Origin of the sequence: Kribbella sp. NBC_01510, from assembly GCF_045040325.1 — a bacterium.
Lineage (GTDB): Bacteria > Actinomycetota > Actinomycetes > Propionibacteriales > Kribbellaceae > Kribbella.
Map to the genome: position 1 here is coordinate 1513400 of NZ_CP109418.1, position 14054 is coordinate 1527453.

Consider the following 14054-nt stretch of genomic DNA (forward strand, 5'->3'; position numbering starts at 1 on the left):
TCCCCCGATCACCCCAGACCCCCGGCCACCCGCCGGGGGTCTTGCGCGTCCGGCCGTCGGAGAGTAATACTCCGGATGGATCATTTCGTGTGGAACAATCCAGGTGGAGGATGATGGCCGAGCTCACGCCGTTGGCGATTTCGGTCCTGGCGCTGCTGCACGAGAACCCGATGCACGCCTACGAGATGTACCAACTGCTGGTCAGCCGCCAGAACGACCGGATCGTGAAGGTCCGGCCCGGCTCGCTCTACCACACGGTCGAGCGACTGGCCGGCCAGCAGTACGTCCGCGCGACCGGCACCGAACGGGCCGGCAACCGCCCCGAACGCACGACCTACGAGATCACCCCGGCCGGTGCCGAAGCGCTGCGGCGCCGGGTGGAGAGTGGGATCGAGAAGTACGTCTACGAATACCCGTTGTTCCCGGTGGTGCTCAGCGAGGCGCACAACCTCGACGCCGAGGATGCGCTGCTGCGGTTCCGCCGCCGGGTCGCGGACCTGGACGACTGGCTCAAGGATCTGGACGAGTCGCTCGGCCGGGCCCGCGATGACGGCGTGCACGAGCCGTACTGGATCGGCGGCGCCTACATCCGCAACCAGATCGCCGCCGAACGGGACTGGCTCGCCACCACCATCGAACGTATCGAGAGCAAGGACTTGCCATGGCAACCCCGCAAGAACACGTGAGGCCTCCGGAGGTGCGGCCGTGGCCCGCGCTGTGGGCCCTCGTCATCGGCTTCTTCATGATCCTGGTGGACTCGACCATCGTGTCGGTCGCGACGCCCGCGATCCTGGAAGACCTGCACACCGATGTCGGCAGTGTCATCTGGGTGACCAGCGCCTACCTGCTCGCGTACGCCGTACCCCTGCTGGTGACCGGACGACTCGGTGACCGGGTCGGTCCGAAGAAGGTCTATCTGACCGGTCTGGCCCTGTTCACCCTGGCATCGCTCTGGTGCGGGTTCACCACCTCGATCGGCATGCTGATCCTGGCCCGGGTCTTCCAGGGTCTCGGCGCCGCGATGATGACACCGCAGACGATGGCCGTGATCACCCGGATCTTCCCGCCGGACCAGCGCGGCCGGGCGATGAGCCTGTGGGGCGCGACCGCCGGCGTGGCGACGCTGGTCGGCCCGATCCTCGGCGGCGTGCTGGTGGACGGGCTGGGCTGGCAGTGGATCTTCTTCATCAACGTGCCGGTCGGCGTGGTCGGATTCGTCCTGGCGATGCGACTGGTGCCCGACCTGCCGACGAATGAGCACAAGTTCGACATCCCGGGGGTGGTGCTGAGCTCGATCGGTTTGTTCTGCTTGGTGTTCGGCATCCAGGAAGGACAGAAGTACAACTGGGGCACGATCAAGGGACCGATCTCGGTCTGGTCGCTGATCATCACCGGTCTGGTGGTGCTGGCGATCTTCGTGGTCTGGCAGTCCCGCAACCGCGGCGAACCACTGCTGCCGCTGGGCCTGTTCAAGGATCGCAACTTCTCGCTGGCCAACGTCGCGATCACCACGGTCGGCTTCGCGATCACCGCGATGACGTTCCCACTGTTTCTGTACGCGCAGGCCGTGCGCGGACTGAGCCCGACCAAGTCGGCGTTGCTGCTGGTCCCGATGGCCGTCATCACCGGCCTGCTGTCGCCGTTCGTCGGCCGGCTCACCGACCGGGCGCATCCGCGCTACCTGGCCGGCTTCGGACTCGCGTGCTGCTCGATCGCCCTGTTCTGGCTCAGCCAGGTGATCGAGCCCGACGTACCGATCTGGGAGCTGCTGCTGCCGATCGCGTTGCTTGGCGTGGCGAACGGCTTCATGTGGGCTCCGATCGGCAGTACGGCGACCCGCAACCTGCCGCTGAGTCAGGCGGGCGCCGGGGCGGGCGTCTACAACACGACGCGGCAGATCGGCGCGGTGCTCGGCAGCGCCGGCATCGCCGTACTGATGGAGTCGCTGCTGGCGCGCAACCTGCCGGTGGCATCGGCTGGTGCAGCGGCGGGTGAAGGCGCCTTCAGCGGGAGGCTGCCGGGGCCACTGCAGCAGGGCTTCAGTGACTCGATGGCGCAGGCGCTGATCCTCCCGGCCTCGGTGCTGCTGATCGGTCTGGTCGCCGCACTGCTGTTCGCCAAGCCGATTCGCACGCAGGCCAAGCCGTCAGACGACCTGGAAAGCCTGCACGGCTGACGAGCGGTCGTCGAAGTCGGCCTTCACCACATAGGTGCCAGGTTTGGCCACCGGCTGCCCGGGAAGGCAGCCGGGGCCGGACCGGTGCCCGTTCCAGGGCACCGTACTCGTCGCCTGCTTGCCCTTGGCAACAACTAGCGTGGCGCGCGGAATCGCTTGTCCACAATGGGTTGTCGTCCAGATCAGGTCCGTGCCGGACATCACCGTCACGGTCAGCGCGCCGGGATCGATCGTCGCCTTGCAGCCGTCCGACACCGCGTCGAGCCGGACCACGAAGTTCAGCGCGGACCCGGACGCGATCTTCCGGTTGGCCGGCAGCACCTCGACGCGTACATCGGACCCGGAACACTTCGTGTCCCGTGGAGGTGGCGGCGTGGTGGTTCTGGTAGGCGTCGCCGTAACCGTCGGAGTGGTGGTCGGCGCGGCAGGTGGGGCGCTACTGCTCGGGTCCGAGGCGGCCGTGTTCTGCCGGCTGTCACCGCCGCCACCGAACAATCGGACGATGAGAAGGAACAGCAGCACCAGTACGGCGAGCACCAGTCCCCGGCGGAACCAGTACACGCTGGCGGGCAGATGCCCGACCGGACGGAGCAGGCTGCTCATGTTCGCACCCTAATATCGGCTCTGTGCTCGACCAGTCAGGCTCGCCGCTCACCGCTGTGCCCATGCCGCGCCTCCGGCACGGCGGGTCATGGGGCTGCCACTCCCGGGAGGCCCCATGACCGGAGCTAGCACCTTGCACGGGCCGGTGCTGGAGTGGTACGACGCCAACGCGCGAGTACTGCCCTGGCGGGAGCCGGACGCGGGCCCGTGGGCAGTCATGGTGAGCGAGTTCATGCTGCAGCAGACACCGGTCAGTCGGGTGCTGCCGGCGTACCAGGTGTGGCTGGAGCGGTGGCCGAAGCCGGTGGACCTGGCCGTAGAGGCGCCAGGTGAGGCTGTGCGGGCCTGGGACCGGCTTGGGTACCCACGACGCGCCCTGCGACTGCACGCGGCGGCTCAGGCGATCGTGGAGCGCCATGGTGGTGAGGTGCCGGATGATCACGCCGCACTGCTCGCACTGCCCGGCGTAGGGACATACACGGCGGCTGCGATCGCGTCCTTCGCGTTCGGCCGGCGGCACGCGGTGGTGGACACCAACGTGCGCCGAGTGCTCGCGCGAGCCCTCACCGGAGTCGCACAGCCGAGCATCTCCCCCACTGCGGCCGACCAGCGGCTCGCGGTGACCGCACTCCCCGCTGACGAGCCGACAGCGGCCCGTTGGGCGGTTGCCTCGATGGAACTAGGTGCACTGGTCTGCACCGCACGTACGCCGAAGTGCGACGAGTGCCCGATTCGTGGCCGGTGTGCTTGGGTGCTGGCCGGGAGTCCGCCGTACGACGGGCCGCCTCGGAAGGGGCAGACGTACGAGGGCACCGATCGGCAGGTTCGTGGCCGGTTACTGGCCGTGCTGCGGTCCGCGGAAGGCGCCGTACCCAAGACGGCGCTGGATGCCTGCTGGCACGACGAGGCTCAGCGGGAGCGTGCGCTGGACGGCCTGGTGGCCGACGGTCTGGTCGAGCCGCTTGCCCACGGCCACTATCGGCTACCGAGTTGAGGGCCGGCCCGGGATCCGGGCCGGCCTCAGGTCCTTCAGTTCTTCTTGCTGCCGGTGGTGGCTTGTTCGTCGTCGTCGGCCAGCAGGTCGAGCGGCATCGCCGGGCTGCCGGACAGCGTCGCCAGCATCTGGCGGACGTTGGTCAGCTGCGCGTTGATGCTGTCGCGACGCTGGGTCGCGGCGGCGAGCTCGCGCTCGGACTCGGCCCGGATCCGCTCCGACTTGTCCTTCGCGGCGGCAACGATCTCCTGAGCCTGACGGTTCGCGTCGGCCAGCTGCTGCTGGGCCAGGCGCTCGGCCTCGGAACGAGCCCGGTCGGCCTCGCGCTGCACCTGCGCGGCGCGGTCGGTGACGGCGGCCAGCTGCTGCTCGGCCAGTGCGGTCCGGGCGGCGAACTCCTGCTCGACCTTGCCCCGGCGCTCGGCCAGGGTGGTCTCGAAGGCGGCCGCGGCCTGGGCGGACTTGGCCCGCTCCTGCTCGTACAGCGCCTGGGCCTCGCTGCGCCGGGCGGTCGCGTCGCGCTCGGCCTCGTCACGCATGTCGTCGGCCTGGGTACGGGCCTCCTCGAGGATGCGAGCAGCCTCCGCGTCGACCTCGCTCTTCCAGTCCAGGGAGTACTGCTCGGCCTCCTTGCGGACCTTCTTCGCGTGCGCCTCGGCGTCGGCGACGATCGCCTCGGCGTCGGTGCGGGCACGGGTGACCAGGTCACGGGCCTCGTCGTCGGCCAGCGACAGAATCTTCGCCACCCGCTCACCGAACTCGGTGAAGGTCGGGGTGCGGTCCTTGCTCTCCTCCTGGGCGGAGATGACGGCCGACTCCGCGGCGTCCGTGCGGGACTGCAGCTCCTGAACGTGCCGCTGCAGCTGCTCGGACTGCTGCTGCAGCGCGGTCAGCGAGGTGGTCAGCTCACGGATGTGCTGGTCCACCTGGGCAGGCTCGTAGCCACGCAGAACGGTGCGGAACGGGGTTGGGCTTTCACTGCTCATGTCTTCTGATGCTCACTTCGGTGGGTGGGTGGATCACACATTGTCACTGACAAGGATCTGACTGTCACGTCCTCATCCTGATTCCCCCGTGGAACCCTCGCTGGAGGACATTCCACCACCTGAGCGGAAGCCGGGTACAGCGAGTGCCTCGATCACACCCGAAAGCTGGGTGAGCTCCTTGGTGATCTCATCACGGCGCTGGTTCAATGCCGCGACCCTCGCCTCGGCGTCGGCGAGAAGTTTTCGGGCCTGGGCACGCAGGTCGTCGGCGTGCTCGCGGGCCTGCGCCTCGATCTGCTGGGCCTCGGCGCGGGATCTACGGATCAGTTCGTGCGACTGGCGCTGCGCGTCGGCCAGATCGTTGGCCGCACGCTCGCGCAGGACCTGGGTGCTGGCCTCGGCCTCGGCCTCGCGCCGGTTCGCCCGCTCGATGATCTCGGCGGCGTCCGACCCGGCGGACGCCTTCAGCCGGTCCACCCGGGCGTGTGCCCTGGCGGTGATCTTCTCGGCTTCCTGCTCGGCCGCGGCCAGCGTCGACTCGGCCTGCTCGGTTGCCGACGACAACCTCGTCTCCGCGAGCGTGGTCAGCTCGGCGTTCTCTCTGGCGATCGCGTCCTGGGTCTGCTTGAGCCGGCTGGTCGAACGGCCGACCACGCGGCGCAGATGCGCTCGCTTCTGCCGGAGGTAGTCGGTCGCTTCGGCCGTGGCCTGGTCGCGGATCGACTGCGCCTCGGACTCGGCCGCGCCGATCAGGTCGTCGACCGTCTTCTTGCTCCACAGCGTCTGCTTCTCGGCCTCGGCCAGCGCCGCCTCGGCGGCCCGGTTGGCGTCCTCGACGATCCGCTGCGCCTCACCCGTCGCCGTCCGGCGATCCGCCTCGATGGAATCGACCACCAGCTTGGCCTGGGCCCGCGCGTCGGCCATCAGCCGCTCGTTGCCGGCCTCGGTCTCGGCCTTGCGCTCGGCGATCTCCGCCACGGCCTCGGCCCGGAGCTTGTCGATCTCGAGCGAGATCGCGGCGAGCTTGGCCCGCTCGGTCTCCTCCAGCTCCGCGGTCCGGCGCTCCAGCTCGGACCGGTTCTCGCCGCGGAGCCGCTCGATCTCGGCGTGTGCCTCGGCGATCTGGATCCGGGACTTCTCCCGCGCGGCCTCGACCTCGCGCTCGACCGCCGCGCGCAGATCGCTCGCCTCGGTCTCGGCGCGGGCGATCAGGTCGGCCTCGTTGCGCACCGCGGCCTGGGAGACCAGCCTGGCCTGCTCACCGGCGTCCGCGACCAGCTGCTGCGCCTCGCGGCCGGCCCGGTCGACCATCGCCTGCGCCGACTCGCGGGCCAGCTGGGCGTCTTCGAGCAGTTCGTCGGACGCTTCCTTCAGCTGGGCCGCTTCGGCCTCGGCCGCGGCGATCCGGCGGTCCGCGGCGGCCTGCGACTCGGCCCGCAGCCGGTCGGCGGCCGCCTGGCTCTCGGTCCGGAGTTTCTCGGCCGCGGCCTCGGAGTCCGCCCGGCGCCTGGCCACCTCGTCGGCGACCGCGACCCGGAGCTGCTCGGCCGCGGCCTCGGAGTCGGCCTTCAGCCGCTCGGCGATCATCGTGGCCTCGGCCCGGACCCGCTCGGCCTCGGCGGTCGACTCTGTCCGCAGCTGATGCGCCGCGATGGCGGCATCGCGCCGTACCCGGTCGGCCTCGGCGGTGGATTCGGCGCGGAGCCGCTCGGCGGCCTCCTCGGCCTCGGAGCGGACCCGCTCGGCCTCGGTCTCGGCCTCGGTCCGGAGCTGTTCAGCGGCCCGCTCTGCGTCGTTCAGCAGTCGCTGGGCGGCAGCCATCGAGTCGGCCCGCAGCTTCTGCGAGGCGGCCTCGACCTCGGCCTTCAGGTGCTCGGTCTCGGACCGGATCCGGTCGGCGTCCTCACGGGCGAGGTCGTTCTCGTGCTCCGCCTGCTCCCGCAGGGTGTCGGCGATCCGCTGGGCCCGCTCGAGCACGCCACCCGCTTGCCGCACGCCAAAGGAACCGGTGTCGGCGACCGGTTCCTGGGTCAATGGCAGACGCGGAGCGTCCATGCGACGAGATGATTCCATCCCCGGCCCCCTTTCCGACAGTCCGGGTCCCATCAGCGTGGTCACAGCGTTACAACGCGGTACGTGGGCGGGAAGTAACAGGACGATACGGCCATCCGGGTCGCACCGTGTAACTCAAGCGTGTCTCCCTGTACGCACGCTACCGGCGCAGTACTCGCGCCAGTGGCCTGGACCAGTAGTCGTCCCCCCGACTGCCTGAAGCCTACGAAAAACAGCAGGCCCCGCGCGACCGCGCGAGGCCTGCTGTTTTGTTGCTGTCGACTACGAGTCCTGCAGGCCCGAGCCACCGCCGGCGGCGAGGTCGGTCAGCTCCAGGTCCGGAGTCGACGACTTCGGGTTGCCGGTGAAGGTGAAGTACTCGGTCACGCCGTCGGCGTCGACCGTGCCCTCGGGGGCGACGTCGACCACCACGATCTGGCCGGGACGCAGCTCCCCGAAAAGGATCTTCTCGGCCAGGATGTCCTCCACGTCGCGCTGCAGCGCGCGGCGCAGCGGGCGGGCGCCCAGGACCGGGTCGAAGCCCCGCTTGGCGACCAGTTCCTTCGCCGCCGCCGTGAGCTCGATACCCATGTCCTTGTCCTTCAGCCGCTCCTCCACCTGCGCGACCATCAGGTCGACGATCTTCACGATCGCGGCCATGTCGTGCTGGTGGAAGACCACGATCTCGTCGACGCGGTTCAGGAACTCCGGGCGGAAGTGCTGCTTGAGCTCCTCCGTCACCTTCGCCTTCATCTTCTCGTACGTGCCGCCGACGTCGCTGGCCTGCGAGAAGCCCAGGGAGACCGCCTTCGCGATGTCCTTGGTACCCAGGTTCGTGGTCATGATGATCACGGTGTTCTTGAAGTCGACCACGCGGCCCTGGGCGTCGGTCAGACGACCCTCGTCCAGGATCTGCAGCAGCGAGTTGAAGATGTCCGGGTGGGCCTTCTCCACCTCGTCGAACAGCACCACGCTGAACGGCTTGCGGCGAACCTTCTCGGTCAGCTGGCCACCCTCTTCGTAGCCGACGTAACCAGGCGGCGAGCCGAAGAGCCGGGAGGCGGTGTGCTTCTCCGAGTACTCCGACATGTCGAGGCTGATCAGCGCATTCTCGTCGCCGAACAGGAACTCGGTCAGCGCCTTGGACAGCTCGGTCTTACCGACACCGGACGGGCCGGCGAAGATGAACGAGCCGCTCGGGCGACGCGGGTCCTTCAGGCCGGCGCGAGTACGCCGGATCGAGCGGGACAGCGCCTTGACCGCGTCCTCCTGGCCGATGTAGCGCTTGGCCAGTTCCTTCTCCATGTCGAGCAGCCGGGAGGACTCCTCCTCGGTCAGCTTGAAGACGGGGATGCCGGTCGCGGTGCTCAGCACCTCGGCGATCAGCTCCTCGTCCACCTCGGCGACGACGTCCATGTCGCCGGCCTTCCACTGCTTCTCCCGCTCCGACTTGGCGTTGATCAGCTTCTTCTCGTCGTCGCGGAGACCGGCGGCGCGCTCGAAGTCCTGCGCGTCGATGGCCGACTCCTTCTCCCGGCGCACGGTCGCGATCTTCTCGTCGAACTCGCGCAGGTCCGGCGGAGCCGTCATCCGGCGGATCCGCAGCCGGGCCCCGGCCTCGTCGATCAGGTCGATCGCCTTGTCCGGCAGGAACCGGTCGGAGATGTACCGGTCGGCCATCTGCGCGGCGTTCACCAGCGCGGCGTCGGTGATGGTCACCCGGTGGTGCGCCTCGTACCGGTCCCGGAGGCCCTTGAGGATCTCGATCGTGTGCGCGATCGAGGGCTCGGCCACCTGGATCGGCTGGAACCGGCGCTCCAGCGCGGCGTCCTTCTCGACGTACTTGCGGTACTCGTCGAGGGTGGTGGCGCCGATGGTCTGCAGCTCACCACGGGCCAGCATCGGCTTCAGGATGCTCGCCGCGTCGATCGCGCCCTCGGCGGCGCCGGCCCCGACGAGGGTGTGGATCTCGTCGATGAACAGCACGATGTCGCCGCGGGTGCGGATCTCCTTGAGCACCTTCTTCAGGCGTTCCTCGAAGTCACCGCGGTAGCGCGAACCGGCCACCAGAGCGCCCAGGTCGAGGGAGTAGATCTGCTTGTCCTTCAGGGTCTCCGGGACGTCACCGCGGACGATCTGCTGGGCCAGACCCTCCACGATCGCGGTCTTCCCGACACCCGGCTCACCGATCAGGACAGGGTTGTTCTTGGTCCGCCGGGACAGCACCTGCATGACCCGCTCGATCTCGCTCTCGCGCCCGATCACCGGGTCGAGCTTCGCCTCACGAGCGGACTGGGTGTAGTTCCGGCCGAACTGGTCCAGCACCAGAGAGCTGCTGGGCGCACCCTCGGTGGGCGCACCGGCGCTCGACGGCTCCTTGCCCTGGTACCCGCTCAGCAGCTGGATGACCTGCTGCCGGACCTTGTTCAGGTCCGCGCCGAGCTTGACCAGGACCTGCGCTGCGACACCCTCACCCTCGCGGATGAGGCCGAGCAGGATGTGCTCGGTGCCGATGTAGTTGTGGCCCAGTTGCAGGGCCTCGCGCAGGGAGAGCTCCAGCACCTTCTTGGCGCGGGGGGTGAACGGGATGTGCCCGCTCGGTGCCTGCTGCCCCTGGCCGATGATCTCCTCGACCTGGGAGCGGACGGCCTCGAGCGAGATACCCAGGCTCTCGAGAGCCTTGGCGGCGACCCCTTCACCCTCGTGGATCAGGCCGAGCAGGATGTGCTCGGTCCCGATGTAGTTGTGGCTGAGCATCCTGGCCTCTTCCTGAGCCAGGACGACTACCCGACGGGCGCGGTCCGTAAATCGTTCAAACATCGCCAAAGCGCTCCTTGCCTCAGAGGAGTCGGACGTACCGTGTGGGCCGACCCCCGTACATGCATGCTAGTCCCCGGTGCCGACAGGCTCGCTCTGGGCGAACACAACATCACTACATCGCCGACCGGCCGGGAGGCATCACAAGGGAACAACCCCGCGGATCTCCAGGGTGTTCCCGCGTGCGCACCTTCGGACAGCGTGTTCGCCACCAGCGAATTTCACCGAACTACTTGTCCGGTCAGTCATCCGCCCCGGATCGGGCTGTCCACACTGTGAAACAACCGGAATGCGGACGGTCCCGGCACCCTCACGGGGCCGGGACCGGCAGTCCTACGGAATTACTTGGCTTCGTTGTACGCCGCCCGCACCTCGGCGGAGATCCGGCCCCGCTCGCTCACGTCGTAGCCGTTGTCCTTGGCCCAGGCCCGGATGTCGGCCGAGTCCGAAGCCGCCCGGCCCCGTCCCCGTGACCGGGCCGCTGCGCCGCGGCGACCGGACACCCGGCGTCCCGAACCGACGTACCCGGCCAGGGCGTCGCGCAGTTTGGCAGCATTCTTCTTGGACAGGTCGATCTCGTACATCGTGCCGTCCAGCCCGAAGGTCACGGTCTCGTCGGCCTTACCGCCGTCGAGATCGTCCTCGAGAACCACCTGCACCCTTTGCGCCATCGATGACAACCTTTCCGCGCCCGCCATCGGGCACAATCCCTCTGCCGAATTGTTTGCACCTGATTTGTACCGCACAAAGGGCCTTCGTGTCATTCACCTCCCGGAATGAGCCGGAAAGATGTGACCAAATCCGCCGGCTCAGGTGGTCGCGATCGACCCTGTGCATCCGAGGTCACCTTGAGTATTCACACCGGCCCGGCCGGGGTGAATCCGGCCAGACCAGAATGAAAAGGACCCCGGGAATTGCCGTGACCGTCCGTTGTGCTATGCAACGATCGCGGCAACCCCGGGGCCGGGTTTGCAGGAATCACTCCGGCCGGAGCAACGGGAACAGAATCGTCTCCCGGATACCGGTCCCGGTGAACAGCATGATCAGCCGGTCCAGGCCCATCCCCATCCCACCGGCCGGCGGCATCCCGAACTCCATCGCCCGGAGGAAGTCCTCGTCCAGGTCCATCGCCTCGGGATCACCGGCAGCGGCCAGCAATGACTGTGCCACCAGGCGTTCACGCTGGATCACCGGGTCGTTCAGCTCCGAGTAGGCGACCCCGAGCTCGACGCCGTTGACGAACAGGTCCCAGGCCTCGACCAGTCCCGGGATCTCCCGGTGCGGCTTCGCCAGCGGCCGCGCCGACTCCGGATAGTCGCGGACAAAGGTGGGCTGGATCAGGGTGTGCTCGGCCAGCTTCTCGAACAAGTCGACGGCGATCTCGCCGGCATTCCGGCCCGGCTGCAGCTCGACGTCGTGCTGCTCGGCCAACTTGGTCAGAGCGGCCAGGTCCGTGGTCACGTCGACGCTCTCGCCGACCGCTTCGGAGAGCAGCCCGAAAAGCGTCGCGTGCCGGAACGGCTGCTCCAGATCGATGCTCGAACCGTCGCGCGCGGTGACCACGGTCTTCCCGATCGCCGCGCCCGCGTTCCGGATCAGCTCCTGGATCAGCTCGGCCATCGTGTCGTAATCGCCGTACGCCTGATAGGCCTCGATCATCGAGAATTCCGCGGCATGAGTGGAGTCGAGTCCCTCGTTGCGGAACGTCCGGCCGATCTCGTAGACCCGGTCGACGCCGCCGATCATCGCCCGCTTGAGATCGAGCTCGAGTGCGATCCGCAGCTTCATCTCCTGGTCGAACGCGTTCAGGTGGGTGCTGAACGGCCGGGCCGCCGCGCCGCCGTTGGTGAGCTGCAGCACCGGCGTCTCGACCTCGACGAAGCCGTGCTCGTCGTAGGTAGCACGCAGTGACTTGAGTACGGCGGCCTTGGTCCGGACCATCTCACGCGCCTCGGGGCGGACGATCAGGTCGACGTACCGGAGCCGGACCCGGGCCTCCTCGTTCAGCGGCTTGTACTCGTTCGGGAGCGGGCGGAGGGTCTTGGCGGCCATCTGCCAGCCGGTCGCCTGCACCGACAGCTCACCGCGGCGGCTCGTCACCACCTCTCCCTGGACGGACAACAGGTCGCCGATGTCGACGAGCTGCTTGAACCGGGCGAGCTCGTCCGCACCGAGGTCGGCCAGCGACAGCATCACCTGCAGCTCGGTCCCTTCCCCTTCCCGGAGCCGGACGAAGCACAGCTTGCCGGTGTTGCGCAGGAAGATCACCCGGCCGGTCACCGAGACCTGCTCGCCGGTCTTGGTGTCGGGCTCCAGCTGCTGCCCGTCGTACTTGGCCCGCAGGTCCTTCAGCAGGTGCGTCCGCGGCACCGAGATCGGGTAGGGCTGCACTCCCTCCGCCAGCAGGCGGTCACGCTTCTCCCGGCGAACCCGCATCTGCTCGGGCAGGTCGTCCTGCCCGCTGTCGGGGTTTACCGGGTCAACGTGTGCGTCAGTCATGCCTAAAGGCTAGTGACTGAGCACCTCCACAGCCGAATCCTTTGTCCGGACCACCAGGAAGGACGCGGCGACGGCAGCCACCGCGCACGCGACCCCGCAGGCCACGAACGTCGACCGGGCCCCGAGCACAGCGCCGACGAGACCGCCCAGCAGGAGCGCCACCAGGCTGCAGCCCCGGACCGTGCCCATCAGTGCAGCGTTCACCCGGCCACGGACGGCCTCCGCGGAGCGGGTGACGACCAGCGTGCTGGTGCCGGCATTGAGCATCCCGCTGCCAAATCCGCACACAATGGCGCCGGCAACGACCGTGATGACATTGCCGGCCAGCCCCATCAGGACAGCGGAGGCGCCGATCGCGGCCATCCCACCCAGCACGGCCCGGGATCTGGACATCCCGGTGACCAGCCGTCCGGTGATCCACGCACCCACGATCGCGCCGCCTCCCTGGGCGGCCAGCACCCACCCGTACCCGGCTGCGTCGAGCCCGATGTCGTCGGTGATCAGGAACACCTCGACGATGTTCATCGCCTCGCCGACGAGCACCAGCACCCACAGGCACGGCACCAGGATCCGGAGCAGCGGATCGCCGAAGAGGCTGCGCAGGCCGGCCGACATCGCGCCCTTCTCCCGCACGGCGCCGGGCGCGGGGCATCGCCGGGTCACCACCAGCCGTGCCACCGCGGCGAGAACCACGAAGGTGCCGGCGTCGACCAGCAGGGCTCCGCGGTCGCCGGACCACCCGACCAGGAGGCCGCCGACCGCGGAGCCGGCCAGGGTGGCCACTCCGACAAGGGCCTGGCTGGTGCCGGTGGCCCGGCCGACGAGATCCTCGCCGACGATGCGCGGGATGAGCGCGCTCCACGCGGGTCCGGCGACGGCCTGGCCCAGCTGGAGGACGCAGACCAGGGCCAGGGTTTCGATCAGTCCGTGGGAGAAGGCCAGCCCGATCCCGGCGGCCGCCTGCAGCAAACCCGACCAGACCAGGACCGTGCGGGAGTCGTGGCCGTCCACGATCCGGCCGGCGAACGGGATCATCGCGACGGTCGGTACGGCGAACGCCAGCAGCAGCGCCGTGATCGCGCCCGGCCCGCCGTCGGCCGAGACCCGCAGCATCAGCGCGATCAGCGCGACCGAATCGCCCGCGTAGGACAGCGCCCGGGCCGGCAGCACCAGGCGGATGTCGCGGTAGGACCAGATCGAAGTCTGAAGTGTTTGCTTCACAACTATGAAGTTAATGCTTCATATTTACCGGCGTCAAGGGCTTCGCTACGCTGACCTCGTGGCCGCGAAGAAGACCCGGAACAAGCGCGTGGTGATCACCGACCCACGGGCGATCCGCGCCCTGGCCCATCCGGCCCGGCAGCGGATCATCGACGAGCTCTACAGCGGCCGGGTGCTGACCGCGACCGAATGCGCCGAGCTGGCCGGCCTGACCCCGTCCGCGACCAGCTACCACCTGCGCGCCCTGGAGCGTTGGGGCATCGTCGAACGGGCCGAGGCCTCGGCGGACGGCCGGGAGCGGCCCTGGCGCGCGCTCGGCACCGGGTTGCAGATCGCGTCCCAGTCGGCCGAATCCGGCCGGGTGGCCACCCACGCGATGATGCGCAGCAACGTCGACCGGGTGCTGGAACAGTTCGAGGAGCTGTCGGCCGACGACCCGTGGGAGGACCTCAGCACCATGGGCCGGAACCGGCTGTGGCTGACCCGCGAGGAGACCGAGCAGCTCGCGAAGGACCTGAACGACGTGATCGACGGCTTCCGCAAGGGCCGGACGGCGACCTCGCATCCGGCCGGCAGCCGGTCGATCAGCACGCTGCTGGCCGTCGTACCGACCGGCAAGCCGCCGCAAGATAGCTGAACCGTTAGCTACGGATCTGCGTATCCCGGAGTACCTTCGAAAGAGAGGTACTTTCCGCCGCTAGGTGGT

At 68.8% G+C, this 14054-nt stretch carries 11 protein-coding genes; 4 read left to right on the forward strand and 7 right to left on the reverse strand.

Translation table 11 applies throughout. From position 1 onward, the window contains the following. Positions 1–113 precede the first annotated feature (113 nt). Both OG558_RS07475 and OG558_RS07480 read left to right on the forward strand, forming a co-directional pair. The gene (locus tag OG558_RS07475; protein WP_405069547.1) at positions 114–686 is read left to right on the forward strand and encodes a PadR family transcriptional regulator; all 573 of its coding nucleotides are present in this window, start codon (positions 114–116) and stop codon (positions 684–686) included. Continuing rightward, positions 662–2176 (forward strand): DHA2 family efflux MFS transporter permease subunit, encoded by a 1515-nt coding sequence (locus OG558_RS07480; RefSeq protein ID WP_405069548.1) that lies wholly within the window; start codon positions 662–664, stop codon positions 2174–2176. Before OG558_RS07475 ends, OG558_RS07480 begins: the two co-directional genes overlap by 25 nt. On the opposite strand, the gene OG558_RS07485 is transcribed toward OG558_RS07480, so the two are convergent. Continuing rightward, positions 2147–2779, reverse strand: coding sequence for a hypothetical protein (locus OG558_RS07485; protein ID WP_405069549.1), 633 nt, complete (start codon positions 2777–2779; stop codon positions 2147–2149). The genes OG558_RS07480 and OG558_RS07485 overlap by 30 nt on opposite strands. A 115-nt stretch (positions 2780–2894) precedes the next feature. On the opposite strand from OG558_RS07485, the gene OG558_RS07490 reads away from it, so the two are divergent. After that, positions 2895–3773, forward strand: a complete 879-nt coding sequence (locus tag OG558_RS07490; protein WP_405069550.1) for an A/G-specific adenine glycosylase — start codon at positions 2895–2897, stop codon at positions 3771–3773. A 35-nt stretch (positions 3774–3808) separates the two neighbouring features. On the opposite strand, the gene OG558_RS07495 is transcribed toward OG558_RS07490, so the two are convergent. From OG558_RS07495 to OG558_RS07520, 6 genes are all read right to left on the reverse strand, one after another. Next, positions 3809–4759: a hypothetical protein gene (locus tag OG558_RS07495; protein WP_329482429.1), complete on the reverse strand. Its 951-nt coding sequence runs from the start codon at positions 4757–4759 to the stop codon at positions 3809–3811. A 72-nt stretch (positions 4760–4831) separates the two neighbouring features. After that, positions 4832–6814, reverse strand: coding sequence for a kinetoplast-associated-like protein (locus OG558_RS07500; RefSeq protein ID WP_405069551.1), 1983 nt, complete (start codon positions 6812–6814; stop codon positions 4832–4834). 279 nt (positions 6815–7093) lie between these two features. Beyond that, complete coding sequence (locus tag OG558_RS07505) at positions 7094–9631, reverse strand: ATP-dependent Clp protease ATP-binding subunit (protein WP_405069552.1); 2538 nt, start codon at positions 9629–9631, stop codon at positions 7094–7096. Between the two features lie 338 nt (positions 9632–9969). Then, entirely contained in the window at positions 9970–10299 is a 330-nt protein-coding gene (locus OG558_RS07510) for an Lsr2 family protein (protein WP_329482432.1), read from the reverse strand. A gap of 307 nt (positions 10300–10606) precedes the next feature. Further along, the gene (gene lysS / locus OG558_RS07515) at positions 10607–12127 is read right to left on the reverse strand and encodes a lysine--tRNA ligase (protein WP_405069554.1); all 1521 of its coding nucleotides are present in this window, start codon (positions 12125–12127) and stop codon (positions 10607–10609) included. 9 nt (positions 12128–12136) lie between these two features. Continuing rightward, complete coding sequence (locus tag OG558_RS07520; protein WP_405069555.1) at positions 12137–13348, reverse strand: MFS transporter; 1212 nt, start codon at positions 13346–13348, stop codon at positions 12137–12139. Positions 13349–13406: 58 nt separating this feature from the next. Between OG558_RS07520 and OG558_RS07525 the strand changes: the two genes are divergently transcribed. Beyond that, a complete protein-coding gene (locus OG558_RS07525) occupies positions 13407–13985 on the forward strand; it encodes a winged helix-turn-helix domain-containing protein (protein ID WP_329482435.1) in 579 nt (192 codons plus the stop codon). Positions 13986–14054 lie beyond the last annotated feature (69 nt).

What these genes read in the sequence shown, in the direction of transcription:
- OG558_RS07475 (WP_405069547.1), top strand. Translation starts at nt 114, where the DNA reads ATGGCCGAGCTCACGCCGTTGGCGATTTCGGTCCTGGCGCTGCTGCAC.
- OG558_RS07480 (WP_405069548.1), top strand. Translation starts at nt 662, where the DNA reads ATGGCAACCCCGCAAGAACACGTGAGGCCTCCGGAGGTGCGGCCGTGG.
- OG558_RS07485 (WP_405069549.1), bottom strand. Translation starts at nt 2,779, where the DNA reads ATGAGCAGCCTGCTCCGTCCGGTCGGGCATCTGCCCGCCAGCGTGTAC.
- OG558_RS07490 (WP_405069550.1), top strand. Translation starts at nt 2,895, where the DNA reads ATGACCGGAGCTAGCACCTTGCACGGGCCGGTGCTGGAGTGGTACGAC.
- OG558_RS07495 (WP_329482429.1), bottom strand. Translation starts at nt 4,759, where the DNA reads ATGAGCAGTGAAAGCCCAACCCCGTTCCGCACCGTTCTGCGTGGCTAC.
- OG558_RS07500 (WP_405069551.1), bottom strand. Translation starts at nt 6,814, where the DNA reads ATGGACGCTCCGCGTCTGCCATTGACCCAGGAACCGGTCGCCGACACC.
- OG558_RS07505 (WP_405069552.1), bottom strand. Translation starts at nt 9,631, where the DNA reads ATGTTTGAACGATTTACGGACCGCGCCCGTCGGGTAGTCGTCCTGGCT.
- OG558_RS07510 (WP_329482432.1), bottom strand. Translation starts at nt 10,299, where the DNA reads ATGGCGCAAAGGGTGCAGGTGGTTCTCGAGGACGATCTCGACGGCGGT.
- lysS (WP_405069554.1), bottom strand. Translation starts at nt 12,127, where the DNA reads ATGACTGACGCACACGTTGACCCGGTAAACCCCGACAGCGGGCAGGAC.